13 protein-coding genes, 1 pseudogene and 1 riboswitch are annotated in these 14,606 nt (G+C 73.9%); of the genes and pseudogenes, 2 read left to right on the forward strand and 12 right to left on the reverse strand.

What is annotated here, in order from left to right; all coding sequences use genetic code 11:
• Position 1: 1 nt before the first annotated feature.
• From CHR28_RS11000 to CHR28_RS11015, 4 genes are all read right to left on the reverse strand, one after another.
• On the reverse strand, positions 2-310 hold the full coding sequence (locus tag CHR28_RS11000; protein ID WP_094053360.1) for a hypothetical protein: 309 nt from the start codon (positions 308-310) through the stop codon (positions 2-4).
• A gap of 5 nt (positions 311-315) precedes the next feature.
• A complete protein-coding gene (locus CHR28_RS11005; RefSeq protein ID WP_094053361.1) occupies positions 316-729 on the reverse strand; it encodes an SRPBCC family protein in 414 nt (137 codons plus the stop codon).
• 88 nt (positions 730-817) lie between these two features.
• Positions 818-2,485, reverse strand: coding sequence for an amidohydrolase (locus tag CHR28_RS11010; RefSeq protein WP_094053362.1), 1,668 nt, complete (start codon positions 2,483-2,485; stop codon positions 818-820).
• A gap of 20 nt (positions 2,486-2,505) precedes the next feature.
• Positions 2,506-4,008 (reverse strand): APC family permease, encoded by a 1,503-nt coding sequence (locus tag CHR28_RS11015; protein ID WP_094053363.1) that lies wholly within the window; start codon positions 4,006-4,008, stop codon positions 2,506-2,508.
• A 156-nt stretch (positions 4,009-4,164) separates the two neighbouring features.
• Here CHR28_RS11015 and CHR28_RS11020 point away from each other — a divergent pair, with 156 nt between their 5' ends.
• The gene (locus CHR28_RS11020; protein ID WP_094053364.1) at positions 4,165-4,902 is read left to right on the forward strand and encodes a TetR/AcrR family transcriptional regulator; all 738 of its coding nucleotides are present in this window, start codon (positions 4,165-4,167) and stop codon (positions 4,900-4,902) included.
• Between the two features lie 13 nt (positions 4,903-4,915).
• Here CHR28_RS11020 and CHR28_RS11025 read toward each other — a convergent pair whose 3' ends face one another.
• From CHR28_RS11025 to CHR28_RS11035, 3 genes are all read right to left on the reverse strand, one after another.
• Complete coding sequence (locus tag CHR28_RS11025) at positions 4,916-6,553, reverse strand: AMP-binding protein (protein WP_094053365.1); 1,638 nt, start codon at positions 6,551-6,553, stop codon at positions 4,916-4,918.
• A 513-nt stretch (positions 6,554-7,066) separates the two neighbouring features.
• Positions 7,067-8,881, reverse strand: a complete 1,815-nt coding sequence (locus tag CHR28_RS11030) for an ABC transporter ATP-binding protein (RefSeq protein ID WP_094053366.1) — start codon at positions 8,879-8,881, stop codon at positions 7,067-7,069.
• A 200-nt stretch (positions 8,882-9,081) separates the two neighbouring features.
• A complete protein-coding gene (locus CHR28_RS11035; protein WP_094053367.1) occupies positions 9,082-9,738 on the reverse strand; it encodes a maleylpyruvate isomerase N-terminal domain-containing protein in 657 nt (218 codons plus the stop codon).
• Positions 9,739-9,916: 178 nt separating this feature from the next.
• On the opposite strand from CHR28_RS11035, the gene CHR28_RS11040 reads away from it, so the two are divergent.
• On the forward strand, positions 9,917-11,083 hold the full coding sequence (locus CHR28_RS11040) for an amidinotransferase (RefSeq protein WP_094053368.1): 1,167 nt from the start codon (positions 9,917-9,919) through the stop codon (positions 11,081-11,083).
• A gap of 18 nt (positions 11,084-11,101) precedes the next feature.
• Here the strand turns inward: CHR28_RS11040 and CHR28_RS11045 are convergent, their stop codons facing one another.
• The 5 genes and pseudogenes from CHR28_RS11045 to CHR28_RS37740 form a co-directional block, all read right to left on the reverse strand.
• On the reverse strand, positions 11,102-11,956 hold the full coding sequence (locus CHR28_RS11045; RefSeq protein WP_094053369.1) for an ATP-binding cassette domain-containing protein: 855 nt from the start codon (positions 11,954-11,956) through the stop codon (positions 11,102-11,104).
• Between the two features lies 1 nt (position 11,957).
• Entirely contained in the window at positions 11,958-12,701 is a 744-nt protein-coding gene (gene cbiQ, locus CHR28_RS11050) for a cobalt ECF transporter T component CbiQ (RefSeq protein WP_094053370.1), read from the reverse strand.
• Positions 12,702-12,707: 6 nt separating this feature from the next.
• The gene (locus CHR28_RS11055; RefSeq protein WP_256984211.1) at positions 12,708-13,151 is read right to left on the reverse strand and encodes an energy-coupling factor ABC transporter substrate-binding protein; all 444 of its coding nucleotides are present in this window, start codon (positions 13,149-13,151) and stop codon (positions 12,708-12,710) included.
• Complete coding sequence (locus tag CHR28_RS11060; protein WP_094053371.1) at positions 13,148-13,849, reverse strand: energy-coupling factor ABC transporter permease; 702 nt, start codon at positions 13,847-13,849, stop codon at positions 13,148-13,150. The genes CHR28_RS11055 and CHR28_RS11060 overlap by 4 nt, the downstream gene beginning before the upstream one ends.
• Before the next feature lie 30 nt (positions 13,850-13,879).
• Positions 13,880-14,064, reverse strand: a riboswitch (cobalamin riboswitch).
• Positions 14,065-14,142: 78 nt separating this feature from the next.
• Positions 14,143-14,606: pseudogene (locus CHR28_RS37740) on the reverse strand (serine/threonine protein kinase); the annotation flags it as partial.

Genomic DNA, 14,606 nt, shown 5'->3' on the forward strand with positions numbered 1-14,606 from the left:
CTCAGGGCCGGGGGTTGGTGCGCTGCCAGCGGGGCCGGGCGTCGAGACCGCGCCGGCCCGCCACCGAGGCGCACCGCGGGCACTGACGCCGCACCCGGTCCGCCGCGCCGCCGGACTCAGGGAAGGTGTCCGGCCACCTCACGTGGGGGAAGCGCACGAGCCGGGAGCGGCTCAGGGACAGCCCGCAGACGGTCTCGTTGCGGCCCGGCTCCCAGGCGTGCACCTCCCCGGAGGGCAGCCGGCGCCGGCCCTCCTCCTCGTCGGTCCACTGCCCGGACGCCGCGACGGCGTACTGCCTGGTCCGTGCCATGGAGGTCAGCCCGCCGGATGCTCGACGCGCAGCCGCACCTGCTCCTCCAGACGCCGCAGACTGGTGTCGAGGGCGTCGCCGACGGGTTCCTCGCCCGGGTCGTGGCCGGCGTCGAAGAACGACAGGTGCAGCGTCACCTCGCTGACCCCGCCGCCGACGCCCGCGACCTGGAGCCAGCCCGCGTAACCACCCTGCTCGCGCGTGCCCCATTCGAGCCGCATCTGCTCGGGCCTGGCCCGCAGCACGGCCGGGGTGTCCTCGTCGGTGCGGTCCTCGTGGACGGTGACGGCCGGCAGCTCCCCGGCCTCCACGTGCAGGGCGTCCGGCAGCCAGCTGTCCAGCCGTTCCACGGCCGCGGCATGGTCGAAGACGTGCTCGGGCGGTGCGGGCATCGTGCGGGAACGTTCGTACTCGGTCATCGCGGCACCCTCGGCTCGGGGACGTACAGCGCACCGCGTTCCCGGGCCGCCCGGTCCTAACCGCACGATCCCCGCAGGGTGCCCGGGATCAGGCGTCGGACGCGGCATGGACCCGGCGGCCCTCCACGAACGTCTGCAGCACCCGTGTCCCGGCGATCTCCTCCGGCGGGCCCGCGAACGGGTCGCGGTCCAGCACCACCAGGTCCGCGGAGCTGCCGACGGTGATGCTGCCGGTGATGTCGTCCAGGTGGTTCACATGGGCGCTGCCCGCCGTGTAGGCCGCCAGGGCGGTGCCGAGGTCGAGGCGCTGCTCCGGGAAGAAGGCGGGGGTGCCCTGGGGGGCGTCCGGGGCGACGCGGTTGACGGCCACATGGACCGCCTGGAGCGGATCGGGGCTGCTCACCGGCCAGTCACTGCCCGCGGCGAGGGTGGCGCCGGCGCGCAGCAGATCGCCGAAGGGGTACTGCCACGCGCCGCGTTCCGCGCCCAGGAAGGGCAGGGTCAGCTCGTCCATCTGCGGCTCGTGGGCGGCCCACAGCATCTGCAGATTGGCGCTCGCGCCCAGGGCGCGAAAACGCGGCAGGTCGTCGGGGTGGACGACCTGGAGGTGCGCCAGGTGGTGCCGGGTGCCGCGCCGGCCGTTGGCCGTGCGGGCGGACTCCACCGCGTCGAGCGCCTCGCGCACCGCACGGTCGCCCAGGGCGTGGAAGTGCACCTGGAAGTCCAGCGCGTCGAGTTCGGTGACGTACTTCCGGAGCTCTCCGGGCTCGACGAAGCTGATCCCGCTGTTGTCCGAGGCGCAGCCGCACCGGGTCAGATACGGGGCGAGCATCGCGGCGGTGTGGTTCTCGGCGATGCCGTCCTGCATGATCTTCACCGTGCCGGCCCGGAACCGGCCCCGGCTCAACTCCTCGCGGCGGGCCACCAGTTCGGGGATCTGCTCGGCGCCGCGCTCCCGGTCCCACCACAGCGCGCCGACGACCCGCGCGGTGAGCAGGCCCCGGTCGAGGGCGGTCCGGTAGGAGGGCGCCGGGTCGGTCATGTTCGTGTACGTCCCGACGATGGCGTCCTGCCAGGCGGTGACGCCGTGGGAGTGCAGCACCGCCTGGGCGCGCAGCAGCGCGGCGAGCTGTTCCTCCGGGGTCGGGTCGGGCACCAGGCGGCCCACCAGATGGGCGGCGCCCTCCTGGAGCATCCCGGTCGGATGGCCGTCGGCGTCCCGCTCGATCCGGCCGTCGACCGGGTCGGGGGTGCGGGCGTCGATGCCCGCGCGTTCCAGGGCCCGGCTGTTCACCCAGGCGCCGTGGTGGTCGCGGTTGGGCAGGAAGACCGGCCGGTCCGGGACGACCGCGTCGAGGGCCGCCGCGGTGGGGGAGCCGCCGGGGAACGCCTCCAGGGACCAGCCGCCCCCGGTGATCCACTCGGCGTCCGGATGCGCGTCCGCGTAGGCCTTGATCCTGCGCAGGTACGCGTCGGGGTCGACCGTGTCGCCGAGATGGCACAGACCGAGTTCGAGGCCCGCCCCCAGCGGATGGACGTGCGCGTCCTGGAAGCCGGGCAGCAGCAGTTTCCCGGCGAGGCCGACGACCTCGGTGCGCGGCCCGATCAGCTCGCGCACCTCGTCGTGGCCGACGGCCGCGATCCGCCCGCCGCGCACGGCCACCGAGGTGGCGCGGCTGCGGGCGGCGTCGACGGTGTGCACGGGGCCGCCGGTGAAGACCAGGTCGGCGGGGCCCGTGGCGTGAGGGTGTGACATGGGGGAGGCTCCAGGAAGGGTCAGACCGCCGTGCGGTCCATCGGCAGGGAGAGGGCCTCGGCGTCGGTGCCGTGCCCCGTCGAGAAGTACGGCGAGCGCCGGACGTACTTGGCGACGGCCGCCATGGCGAGACCGGCGAGCACGATCACGGCGGGCAGCGCGAACATGAACCAGCCGTTGTCCGGGCTCGGTTCGAAGTGATCGCTCATGGTCAGGTACGAGTATCCGAGGTAGCCGCCGAGCCCCAGCAGCACCAGCCCGGACGCGGCGGGCACCCCCACGGCGAGCAGCGCCTCACGCGGCCCCCGGTGCCGGGCGGACCGGAAGCGCACGGCGCAGGCGAGCGCCGTGAGGCCGTAATAGAGGGACACGATCAGACCGATCGCGTTGACGGCCGCCAGCAGCATGTCGCTGAGCCTGGGGATCGCGACGGCGCACCCCGCGATCAGGGCGCCGACGGCCGTCACCACGACCGTGCCGGCGGCCGGGGTGCCGTAGCGCGGATGGACCCGGGTCCACTGCGGGCCCATGGTGCGGTCGCGGCCCATGGCGAGCAGTCCGCGCGCCGTGGGGATGAGGGTGGCCTGCACCGAGGCGACCGCGGAGAACATCAGCGCGACCAGCGGCAGGGTGGCCCACGGCTCGGCGGCCAGCTTCTCCCCCAGATAGGGCAGTGCCTGCGGGCCGTTGCGCACCAGTTCCGCCAGGCTCATCTCGCGCTGGAAGGCGACCGACGCGAAGAGGAACAGACCGAGCATGGCGAACAGGGCGATCAGACCGCCGCGCGCCGAGTCGCCCGGGCTCCTGGTCTCCTCGGTGACACTGAACGCCGCGTCCCAGCCCCAGAAGAAGAACACCGCCAGGACCAGCCCCTGGGCGAACGCGGTGCCGCTGGGGATCTCGAACGGGTTGAACCAGGACAGCGAGAAGGCGTGGTCGCCGGTGAGCAGGGCCCAGCCGCAAAAGCCCAGGAGCACCGCGTACTCGAAGACGAGCAGGGCGAACTGGAACCGGGTGGCGGCGCGCATCCCGGTGACGGCCAGGGCCGAGAGGGCGAGCAGGATCACCAGCCCCACGGCCGTGCTGATCGCGGTGGACCCCGGGTCGAGGGCGACGCCCCCGAGCCGGCGCAGACCGGCCTTGTCGGCGAACAGCAGGACGACCGAGCCCATGATGGCGCTGGTGTAGGCACAGAAGACGACCGACCCGGCCAGGGTGACCCAGCCGGTCAGGAAGCCGGGCCAGGGGCCGAGGGAGCGCCCGACCCAGGTGTAGCCGTTGCCGCAGTTGGGCTCGGAGCGGTTGAGCCGCGCGTAGGCGAGGGCGATGCCCAGCACCGGCAGGAACGCCAGCAGCAACAGCGCCGGGGCCTGTAGCCCGACGACCGACGCGATGGTGCCCATGCCGATGGCGATGCTGGTGGTGGCCGCGGTGCTGGACGCGGCGAGGGCGGCGCCGTCGACGACGCCGAGCGATCGGCGCAGGCCGGGCGAGGGGGAAGGGGCGGACGGGGCGGACGACATGGATGGCTCCTCAAGGTCACGGGGGGAAGAGCCGCGCGGGAATGCGATGGAACATCCGGCGCCCATATTGGGTCAACCCTGTTGACGTAAGGCGGCCGAGGGCCTTCACTGCTCCGTACCCGGCCACCGGACGGCGGCGAAGGAGAGGATCCGGCCATGACGACCCGAGTCCCGCAGGAACGCAGACGCCGGCGCCCCACCCGCTCCGGGGTGCTGCTGTCGGAGGACCTCATCGTCGAGACCGCGCTCCGCCTCATCGGCGAGCACGGCCCCGAGGCGCTGAGCGTGCGCCGGCTCGGCGCGGCCCTGGGCTGCGATCCGACCGCCCTGTACCGCTACTTCGACGGCACCGACGACCTCGTGCTCGCCATCGCCGACCGCATCATCGGCGAGGCGATGGCGGGCTTCGCCCCCGGTGCCGACTGGGTGGCCGGGCTGCGCGAGATGGCCCTGCGGGTGCGCGCGGGCTACCTCGCCCATCCCCGGGCGGCCGCCCTGGCCGCGCACCGGGTGACCCGGCGCCGCAACGAGATCCGCGCCGTGGACACCGGCATCGGCCTGCTGCTGAGCGCCGGTTTCCCGCCGGCCGAGGCCGCACGGCTCTACCTGGCCTTCATCGACACCGTGCTCAGCCACGCCGCCACGGAGGCGGCCTTCCACGCCCTGCCGCGGCAGGGGCGCGAGGCCGACCAGCGCGCCTGGCGGGACGCCTACCAGGACCTCGACCCGGTGGCCTACCCGGCGCTGACCGCGGTGCGGCGCGAGTTGCCCGCGATGGCGGACAGCTCCTTCGAGCAGTCGGTGGACCTGCTGTTGCAGGCCCTGGAGGCCCGGGCCCCGCTCACCCGGCCCGGTGGATCCGCGCGCCCGCGATCCGCCGCCTCCCTCCCGTGACTGAACCGGACCCTCACTGCGGCACACCCTGTGCGGCCCGGGCGGCGAGCCGCGCGCGGTCGATCCTGGAGTCGTGGCGGATGTCGGCGGGGAAACGGGGGTGGAACAGCACGGTGCCGATACGGCGGGCGTGCGGATGGTCGCGCAGGACCGTGCGCAGGGCGCTCACGACCGCGTCCGTGCGCGCCGCGCGCTCGGGTTCGACGCACAGCACCGCCCGCTGCCGTCCGGCGGGGCCGACGCCGACCAGGGCCGTGCGGCGTACCCCGGCGGCCGTGTCGGCCGTGGCCTCGATGTCCTCCGTGGTGAGGGTGAACTCCCCACCGGTGACCAGGTGCGCCTTGCGGCCCAGGTACCACAGGCGCCCTTCCTCGTCGAGGCGCCCCAGGTCACCGGTGCGGTACCAGGGCGTGCCGTCGGCCTCGGCCCGGGCGGCGCCCGTGCCCTCGGGCCGGACGTGCCGGCCGGGGCTGATGACGGGCCCGGCGACGGCGATCTCGCCCAGGCCGGTGGCGTCGGCGTCCAGCACGCGCGCCTCGACCCCGGGCAGCGGCCGGCCCAGACAGGTGCCCGAGTGACCCGGCGGCGGCTGGATGCGCGGCGCGCCCGACCGCTCCGCGTCGATGGCCGCGACGGGCAGGCACCCGGTGGCGCCGTGGACGCTGACGATCTCCGCCCCGGCGGGCAGGGCCTTCGCGAGGGCCTCGGCGAGACGCGGGCGCAGCGGCGCGCCGAAGGACAGCACACGCCGCACCGAGGGCAGCGTCAGGCCATGGCGCGCGCAGTGTCCGGCGATCAGGCCGAGGACCGCCGGCGACCCGAGCAGGACGGTCGCCCGGTGCCGCAGCAGGGGCCCCACCAGGTGCCCCGAGGGCGTGCGCGCCGGAGCCAGGTGGTCGATCTGCGGGGCGACGGTGGGCACGCCGAGCAGCGGGCCCAGCGCGGCGAACGGCAGGAAGCAGGAGAACAGGACGTCGTCCGCCCGGATCCCCAGGACGGCGTCCAGGGCCGTCAGTTGCCCGGCGAGGGTGGCATGGGCGTCCTCCATGCCCTCGGGCCGCCCGCTGGAGCCGGGCGTGAAGGCGATCGTCGCCAGGTCCTCGGACCGGGGCTCCGGCACCCACGGGGCCGGACCGGTGCCGCCCGCCACGGCCGACGGCAGGTGCCGCTCCGGCAGGTGCCGCTCCGGGAGATGCCGTTCCGGGAGATGCCGCCCTGGGAGGTGCGCCGGCCCGGGGAAGGCGCGGCCGGTGACCAGGGCCGTCCGCACATGGCCGCGCCCCCAGCCCAGCGCGCGGCGCGCCACATGCGTCAGGCGCTCCCCGACGAACACGCCGGGGGCGATCTCGTCCAGGCACCGCCGCACCCCGGCGCGCGGCTCGGCCGGCACGGGCACGGCGCCGAGGGAGGTCAACGCGTAGACACCGGCGACGAGTTGATAGGCGTCCCGGGTCCTCACCACGGCCTGGTCGCCGGCCCGCACCCCGGCCGCCCGCAGGGCGTCGGCGATACGGCGGCAGCCGTCCAGCAACTGGGCCGCCGTCACACCCTCGGCGGAGACCGGGCCGCTGCAGCGGACGATGACGGTGGACTGCGGACGCTCGCCGAGGCGGGCCAGGCGGGCGGGAATGCTGTCGGGAGCGGCGGTCATCGCTGTCCTCGCAGGGGTTCGGGGAGCAGGAAGTCGCGGATACGGGGGCCGAGTCCGCCTACGGCGTCGTGCAGGACCGGACGGCCGGCACGGGGGAGACGGCGGCCAAGGGCGTGCGGGTGTGACAGGGCTTCGGTGGTGTGCACGGCGGCGGCCACCGGCCGGTGGTCCTCGCGTGAGAGGGCGGACCTGCGCCGGTGCCCGGCCCTCACCAGCGGACCGGGGCGAGAGCGCGGCGGCGGTCCGCGGCGGTGGTACCGGAGCGGGTCTCCTCCCTGGGCCGGCTGCGGGGCGGACTCGGGGCGGTGACGGCTGTCAAGCGGGCACGCGGGGCTGTGGGCACCGCGCCACCGTAACGGCCGGTCACGCACCGTGACGCACAGTTCACTCGTGTGGCCGTCCGGCGTCACGCCCACGGGTGAAACGACCCCGGCAGCCCGGCCGCCGGGACGGTGCTCCCTCGCGGGGCGTGGGGGCCGTCTTCCCCGCACGCGGGGAGACGGCCCCGCCGCGCTAGACCACCCCGGCCCGCCCGGCCGTGTCGTCGAGGAACCCGCCCGACTGGTGCTGCCACAGCTTCGCGTAGGCGCCGTCGAGCGCGAGCAACTCCTGGTGGCTGCCCTGCTCGACGATCCGGCCCCGGTCGAGGACGACGAGCTGGTCCATGGTCGCGACCGTGCTCAGCCGGTGTGCGACCACCAGCGCCGTCCGCCCCTCCATGAGCCGCCACAGCGCCTTCTGGACCAGCAGTTCGCTCTCGGAGTCCAGGGCGCTGGTCGCCTCGTCCAGCAGCAGGATCGGCGCGTCACGCAGGATCGCCCGGGCCAGCGCGACGCGTTGGCGCTGCCCGCCGGACAGCTTCACGCCCCGTTCGCCCACCATCGTGTCGAAGCCGTCCGGCAGGGTGTCGGCGAACTCCGTGACGTGCGCGGCCTGCGCCGCCCGGCGGATCTCCTCGTCGCTCGCGTCGGGCCGGGCGAAGGCGATGTTGTCCCGCAGGGTGCGGTGGAACATCGCCGGGTCCTGCGGCACGTAGGCGATCTGACCGCGCAGGTCGGCCTGGCGCAGCCGGCTGATGTCCTGGCCGCCGATGAGGATGCGGCCGCCGTCGATGTCCGTCATCCGCAGCAGCAGCCGCGTGAGCGTGGTCTTGCCGCCACCCGACCGGCCCACGAGGCCGAGCTTCGACCCGCTCGGCACGTCCAGGTCGAGCCCCTCGAAAAGCGGGCGGCCGCCCCGGTGCGCGAAGGTCACCTTCTCGAAGCGGACGTCGGCGGCCCGGGGCCGCAGCGGCTCCGGCTCCGGCGGGTCGAGCACGGTCGGCGGCGTCAGCAGCAGCTCGGTGAACTGCGCGGCCTCGGTCATCGAGCCTTCCAGCCGGCGGTAGATCTGGTTGAAGTCGAACATGATGCGGGTGGCGTTGGTGTAGTACGTGAAGGCCACCACGATCGCCTCCACGCCGTGCGCGCCCCCGGCGAGCGTCACCGCGAGCAGCAGACCCACCGCGTTGGTCACTACGGACATCGGCGCCACCAGCGTGTCGATGCGCAGATTGCCGTAGTCCCACGACCGCAGGGTGAGCCGGCGGGACGTGGCGACCCGGGAGCGGTGTTCGGCGGCCTCGCGCCGCTCGGCGGCGAAGGCCCGCACGGTGTCCATGTTCATCAGGCTGTCGGCGACATGCCCGGACACGCGGGCGATCGCCTCCTCACGCTCGTCGACGAGGCGTTGCCGCCGTCGGATGAGCGGTACGACCAGCAGCGCCGTCAGCGCGATCATGAACAGCAGGCCGACGACGAGCAGCGGCTCGTAGCGCCACAGTACGACCGCGCCGAACGTCAGCGGCACGAAGCTGCCGACGATCTGGAAGGTCAGCGTGTCGACGAACGGTTCGAACCGGGAGGCGAAGCTGAGGACGCGCTTGGTCAGCGAGCCGGCGAAGTTGTCGTGGAAGAACGCGGCGTCCTTGGCGAACAGTTCGTCCATCCCGATGACGTAGAGATGCTCGATGCCGAGGGCGTCGAGCCGGTTGAGGCAGTGCAGCGCGATCCGCCACAGCGCTTCCGCGAGCAGCAGCACACCGGCGAATCCGAGCACGTACGGCAGCGCCGAGGCGGCTGTGACCTCTCCGCCGTCGGCGAGGTCGCCGACCAGCTTGGCGACGATCAGCGGCGCGATGTAGTTGATGCCGATGTTGCCCAGCGCCGAGAGCAACATGGCGGGAGCCGTCCACCGGCGCAGCCGGGACAACTCCCTCCCGTAGTACCGAAGTGCCAGAAGGACCGAGCGTTTGCCCGGCTGAACCCTGCGTGATCCAGGCGTTTCCATCCCACCCCTGTGTCGTCCTGTGGCCGCCCGTCCCGCGCGTGCGGGCAGGGGCCGTCACCGCAACGGATGTGTGGAGTTTCGGGTCGAGTCCGGAAGTGTCCCGCGACGGCGACCGCGCAGTCCAAGCGTTTTCCGGCCGGGCGGTGGTGTGCGGGGAGCGCCAAGAGGCGCACCGGGCGGACTCGGGGGCGGAGAATCCGTCAGCCGAGGTACAGCGGGAGCCGCTCGGCCAGAGCGCCGAGTTCGGCCCGCTCCGCCTCGGTTGGCTCCCGCCTGCCCGTGCCGATCAGCAGCGCGTCCAGGTCGTAGAAGGAGGCCGGGAACGGACTGCCCGCGATCCGCTCCAGCAGCTCGCGGGACCGGGTGAGCGTCGCCGCCGGCGGCTGCTCCGGGTCCGGGAGACAGGCGATCAGGTCCAGGTGGTGCAGCGTCCACTCCAGCACGTACACCGAGAGGTAGTCGGCCACGGTGAGGACCTCGTCACGGGTGCCGACCCGCCCGGCCGGATCGGCCAGCAGAGCGGCACGGCCCGCGGCGGAACCGACGTCGTCCAGGTGGAACTTCAGCAGGTGCGGCTCCTGGTACGCGGCGGCCAGCCGGACCGTCAGCGCGTCGAGCGGGTCCTCACCGGTCGGCGGGGTGCCGGAGACCTCCCAGTAGGTCACCGCGTCCCGGGTCGGCTCCCGGTGGGACGGCGTCGCGAGCGTGATCAGCACGTCCTGCGCGTCGATGATCAGGTGGCACACGAGGTCCCGCACCAGCCAGCCCGTGCAGCCGGACGGCCGCTCGAAGTCCTCGTCGGAGAGATCGGCGACGGCCGCGCGCAGCGCCGCCCAGGAGACCGAGAAGAGATCCACCTCGGCACCGTAGTGAAGTGCCCGAAGCCGGGCAACCGTAAATCCAGGCCCGGCCCGCCCACGCGGGCGTCGCAGCCCCGCGGGCGACTGACCGCACACTCGGCGGGCCGTCTCGCGCCGCGCCTCCGCGCGGCGCTCACCGAAGCTACCGAAGCTTGCGACCAGAAGAGTGGTGAGCATGGCGGTCACACACGGTCCCGGAACAGCAACCGCCGCCGACGAGGCCCCGAAGCACCGTGCCGCGGCCGGCCCGAGCCCGGAGCACCTCGCCCGGCCGGTCAACTCGCACAACGAGTGGGATCCGCTGGAGGAGATCATCGTCGGGCGTCTGGACGGGGCGACGATCCCCTCCGGCCACCCGGTGGTCACCTGCAACGTGCCGCCCTGGGCCGGGCGTCTGCAAGGCCTCGCGGCGGGCTTGCGGTACCCGCGTCTGCTCGTCGAGCAGGCGCAGCAGGAACTCGACGGCTTCGTCACGCTGCTGGAGTCCCTCGGCGTCACGGTCCGCCGGCCGGACGCGGTCGATCACCGGCGCCGCTTCGGCACGCCCGACTGGTCCTCGCGCGGCTTCTGCAACACCTGTCCGCGCGACAGCATGCTGGTGATCGGCGACGAGATCATCGAGACACCGATGGCCTGGCCGTGCCGGTACTTCGAGACGCACTCCTACCGGACGGTCCTCAAGGACTACTTCCGGCGCGGCGCGCGCTGGACGGCGGCGCCCCGACCGCAGCTGACGGACGAGCTGTTCGATCCGGACTTCCGTGTCCCGCGGGACGGCGAACCCATGCGGTACATCCTCACCGAGTTCGAACCCGTCTTCGACGCCGCGGACTTCGTCCGGGCGGGCCGGGATCTGTTCGTGACGCGCAGCAACGTCACCAACGCGATGGGCATCGACTGGCTGCGCCGCCACCTCGGCCCCGGGTACCGCATCCACGAGATCACCAGCCGCTGCCGTACGCCCATGCACATCGACACCACGTTCGTGCTGCTCGCCCCCGGGAAGGTGCTGGTCAACCCCGAGTACATCGACCCCGGCCGGCTGCCGGACGTCCTGGACGGCTGGGACGTGCTGGTCGCGCCCGAACCGGACCCGATCGACGAGCGCATACTCAAAGTCACGTCGATGTGCGGCAAGTGGCTCAGCATGAACGTGCTGATGGTCGACGAGAAGCGGGTGATCGCCGAGCGGCACCACACCGGCATGCTGCGCGCCCTGGAGCGGTGGGGTTTCGAGCCGATCCCGTGCGACCTGCTCCACTACGCCCCGTTCGGCGGCTCGTTCCACTGCGCGACCCTGGACGTCCGGCGCCGCGGCGAACTCCGCTCCTACTTCGACTGACCGCGCCCGCACGGGAGTTCAGGCCCCCGACGCCGCCGGCCGCCCGGCCGCCAGGGCGGCGAGTTCGGCGGGCGTACGCGGCCCCGGCTGCGTCTCGGCCAACAGCCCTTGCGCGCGGAGGAGCTGTGCGGCCGCGGCGCCCCACGGCAGGCGCAGCCCCGCCGCGCGCAGCAGGTCGGTGCGGGCCAGGACCGTGGCCGCGGGGCCGGTGCGGACGCCGGACGGGGTGAGCAGCGCCGCGTCGTCGGCCCAGGCCAGCGCGAGGTCGACGTCGTGGGTGGCCATCACCACCGTGGTGCCGCCCGCGCGGAGCCCGTCGAGCGTGGTGAGGAGCCGTTCCTGGCCGTCGGGGTCGAGTCCGGCCGTCGGCTCGTCCAGGATCAGCACCCGGGGCCGCATGGCGACCGCGCCCGCGATGGCGGTGCGCTTGCGCTGCCCGTAGGAGAGCAGGTGAGTGGGCCGGTCGGCCAGGGCGGTGATGTCGAGGGCGGCGAGCGCCTCCGCGACGCGGACCCGGACCTGCGCGTGGTCCAGGCCCAGGTTGAGCGGCCCGAACGACACGTCCTGTTCGACGGAGGCGGCGAACAGCTGGTCGTCCGGGTCCTGCACCACCAGCTGCACGGTCGTCCGCAGCCGGGTCAGGCCCTTGCGGTCGTACGACACCGGCTGCCCGTCGACCGTCAAGCGGCCCTCGTCCGGCTTCAGTCCGCCGCTGAGCAGGCGCATCAGGGTGGTCTTGCCGCTGCCGTTGCGGCCGAGCAGCGCCAGCGCGCGCCCCTCGCGGATGTCGAAGTCGAGGCCGCTGAGCACGGCGGGGCCGTCCTCGTAGCCGAAGGTCGCGCCCCGCAGGGCGACGAGGGCGGGCTCGCTCATGTCAGCGGCCTTTCAGGATCAGGGCGAGGGCCGCCAGCGCCCCGAGCAGGGCACAGCTGGCGGCGGTGAAGCGGGCGGAGACCCGGGCCTCGGGCACCAGGACGCGCAACGTGCCGTCGTAGCCGCGCCCGGCGAGTCCGGCCTGGAGGCGGGCGGCCCGGTCGAAGGACCGGACGAACGCGGTGGCGCCCAGGCCGGCCAGGGAACGCCACTCCGCCGCCCGGCTGGTGTGCCCCAGGCGCGCGGCCTGCGCCTCCCGGACGCGGCGCACGGAGTCCAGCAGCAGGAAGCTCATCCGGTACGTCACGAGCGCGACGTCGACGACCGGCGCGGGGATCCCGGCCCGGACCAGGCGCGGCAGCAGGTCCGACAGGGGCGTGGTGAAGGCGAACAGCAGCACGCCCAGGGAGGCTGCCGAGGTGCGCAGCAGCAACTCCCCGGCCCGGACCGGCCCGTCACCGGCGAGGGAGACGACACCGTCCGGCCCGCCGACCTGCACGAGCAGGGTGAGCGCGCCGGTCACGCAGAAGCCCAGCGGTACCCGGTAGGCCCGCCACAGCCGCCGGCCCGGCACGCCCGCCGGTCCCAGCAGCAGCGCGAGGGCCGCCACCAGCACCAGGGCCGCGCCCGGCCACGGGGGCAGCGAGATCGCGAGCACGGTCAGGCCGAACCCGAGCACGGCCTTGTCCACGGGGTGGCGGCGGCGCCAGCGACTGCTGTGCGCCGCCACGTCGATCGGCAGCACGCGGACTCAGTCCTGCCCGTCGGCGGACGTCCCGCCCGTGCCGGCGGGCACGCTCCCGGTCTCCCGTTCCGTCCCGGGCTCCCGTTCTCTCCCGGTCTCCCGTTCCGTCCCGGTCTCTTCCCTCCCGGTCTCCCGTTCCCGCTCCAGCGCGCGCTGCTCGCCCTGCCGCCGTCCCCGGCGCAGCCCGAAGTAGTAGGCGAGGACACCGGCGCCGAGCGCCGCCTGGAGGGAGAACAGCGCCGACTCGATCTCCCCGGAGGGCGGTTCGTACAGCGGGGAGAACCACGGCTCGTAGTCCGGCTCGAGCTCGGTGATCGCGGTCTCGGCCTCGCCGTCGGCGCCCGTGAACGGCTCGTCCTTGTGGTCGCCGAGGCCGAGGGCCAGCGGCAGCACGGCGAGGGCGGCCACGATGGCCAGCAACAGCAGGTTGATCTTCGTGTTCCGGCTCATCGGGCCACCGCCTCCGCCTCGGTCCGGGACCCCTTGGTGCTCGGCACCACGCCCAGGCGGCTCAGTTCGCCCTTGCTGGACTGCACCAGCAGCCGCATCACGAGCACCGTCAGCAGCCCCTCGCTGACCGCGAGCGGGATCTGGGTGACGGCGAAGATGGACCCGAACTTGCCGAGCGCGCCCAGGAATCCGCTGCCCGGGTCGGGGAAGGCCAGGGCCAGCTGCACGCTGGTGACGCAGTAGGTGGACAGGTCGGCGAGGAACGCGCCGCAGAACACGGCCACCATGAGCGGTACGTCGTACCGGCGCAGCAGCCGGTAGACGGCGTACCCGGCCCAGGGCCCGACGATCGCCATGGAGAAGACGTTCGCGCCGAGGGTGGTGAGCCCGCCGTGCGCCAGCAGCAGCGCCTGGAAGAGCAGGGTGATCGTGCCCAGCACCGCCATGATCGGCGGCCGGAAGAGGATGGCCCCCAGGCCGGTGCCGGTGGGGTGGGAGCAACTGCCGGTGACGGACGGCAGTTTCAGGGCCGACAGGACGAACGTGAAGGCGCCGGAGGCACCGAGGAGCAGGGTGCTCTCGGGGTGCTCGCGCACTTCACGGGTGAGTGACCGGACTCCGTGGACGACGAACGGCGCCGACGCGACGCCCCAGGCGGCCGCGTGCACCGGAGGCAGAAAACCCTCGGCTATGTGCATGGCTCAGCAGACCCTCTCCAGCACCTCGTGGATGGTTGACGCGCCTTGGCCGGTCTCCTGGCTGACGGGTACCACCGCCCGAACTCCGCCTTCCCGGGTCACAAGGACCCAGTGGCTGCCCGCGAGGGCCGGAGCCGGACTTCCCGATTCACAGTGGCGAGGGCCGCACCGGCATCACACCGGATTTCCCGTTCACCAAGGCGTGGTGACAATAAGGCCGCGATAAGGGCGATGACAAGCCGCACCAGGGGGCGCGCGAGGGGGCGCCCGCTCGCACACCGGCGCAGACGCGCTCAGTCGTCGCCCTCGTCGTCCTCGTCCTCCCCGCCGTCCGCGGGGCCCCGGGGAGGGTGCGGCTTCGGCTGCTCCACCTGCTCCGCACCGCCCCCGCTCGTCTCCTGCGCCGGGCTCGACGGCTCGGGCGTGGGCGCCGCGGGAGTGCCGGTGGCGGGTGCCTCGGCGGACGGAGTGACATCGGCCACCGTACCGACGGTCGAGGTCCCGCCGCCCTGCTCGGTGGACGCGAGCGGGTCGGCGGACGCCCGCGGTTGCGGACCGGAGGGCGAGGCCGGGCTGCTCGCCGAGGGCGAGGCGTCGGGTTCGGTGCCCTTCGTCGCGGTGTCGTCGGGCGAGAACCACACCATGCCGAGGTACATCGCGGCGAGGAAGAGGGCCGCGGCGGCGGCCGTGGCGGCCAGGCGCGAGCGGTTGCCGTGGCCGCCGCGCGGCGCGGCGCGCCGGGTCCGCCCGCCCGGGG

Origin of the sequence: Streptomyces sp. XY006, from assembly GCF_002237655.1 — a bacterium.
Classification (GTDB): Bacteria; Actinomycetota; Actinomycetes; order Streptomycetales; family Streptomycetaceae; genus Streptomyces; species Streptomyces levis.

Bases quoted from the DNA above. Each gene is read 5' to 3' on its own strand.
- CHR28_RS11000 (WP_094053360.1), bottom strand. From the start codon at position 310: ATGGCACGGACCAGGCAGTACGCCGTCGCGGCGTCCGGGCAGTGGACC.
- CHR28_RS11005 (WP_094053361.1), bottom strand. From the start codon at position 729: ATGACCGAGTACGAACGTTCCCGCACGATGCCCGCACCGCCCGAGCAC.
- CHR28_RS11010 (WP_094053362.1), bottom strand. From the start codon at position 2,485: ATGTCACACCCTCACGCCACGGGCCCCGCCGACCTGGTCTTCACCGGC.
- CHR28_RS11015 (WP_094053363.1), bottom strand. From the start codon at position 4,008: ATGTCGTCCGCCCCGTCCGCCCCTTCCCCCTCGCCCGGCCTGCGCCGA.
- CHR28_RS11020 (WP_094053364.1), top strand. From the start codon at position 4,165: ATGACGACCCGAGTCCCGCAGGAACGCAGACGCCGGCGCCCCACCCGC.
- CHR28_RS11025 (WP_094053365.1), bottom strand. From the start codon at position 6,553: ATGACCGCCGCTCCCGACAGCATTCCCGCCCGCCTGGCCCGCCTCGGC.
- CHR28_RS11030 (WP_094053366.1), bottom strand. From the start codon at position 8,881: ATGGAAACGCCTGGATCACGCAGGGTTCAGCCGGGCAAACGCTCGGTC.
- CHR28_RS11040 (WP_094053368.1), top strand. From the start codon at position 9,917: ATGGCGGTCACACACGGTCCCGGAACAGCAACCGCCGCCGACGAGGCC.
- CHR28_RS11045 (WP_094053369.1), bottom strand. From the start codon at position 11,956: ATGAGCGAGCCCGCCCTCGTCGCCCTGCGGGGCGCGACCTTCGGCTAC.
- CHR28_RS11055 (WP_256984211.1), bottom strand. From the start codon at position 13,151: ATGAGCCGGAACACGAAGATCAACCTGCTGTTGCTGGCCATCGTGGCC.
- CHR28_RS11060 (WP_094053371.1), bottom strand. From the start codon at position 13,849: ATGCACATAGCCGAGGGTTTTCTGCCTCCGGTGCACGCGGCCGCCTGG.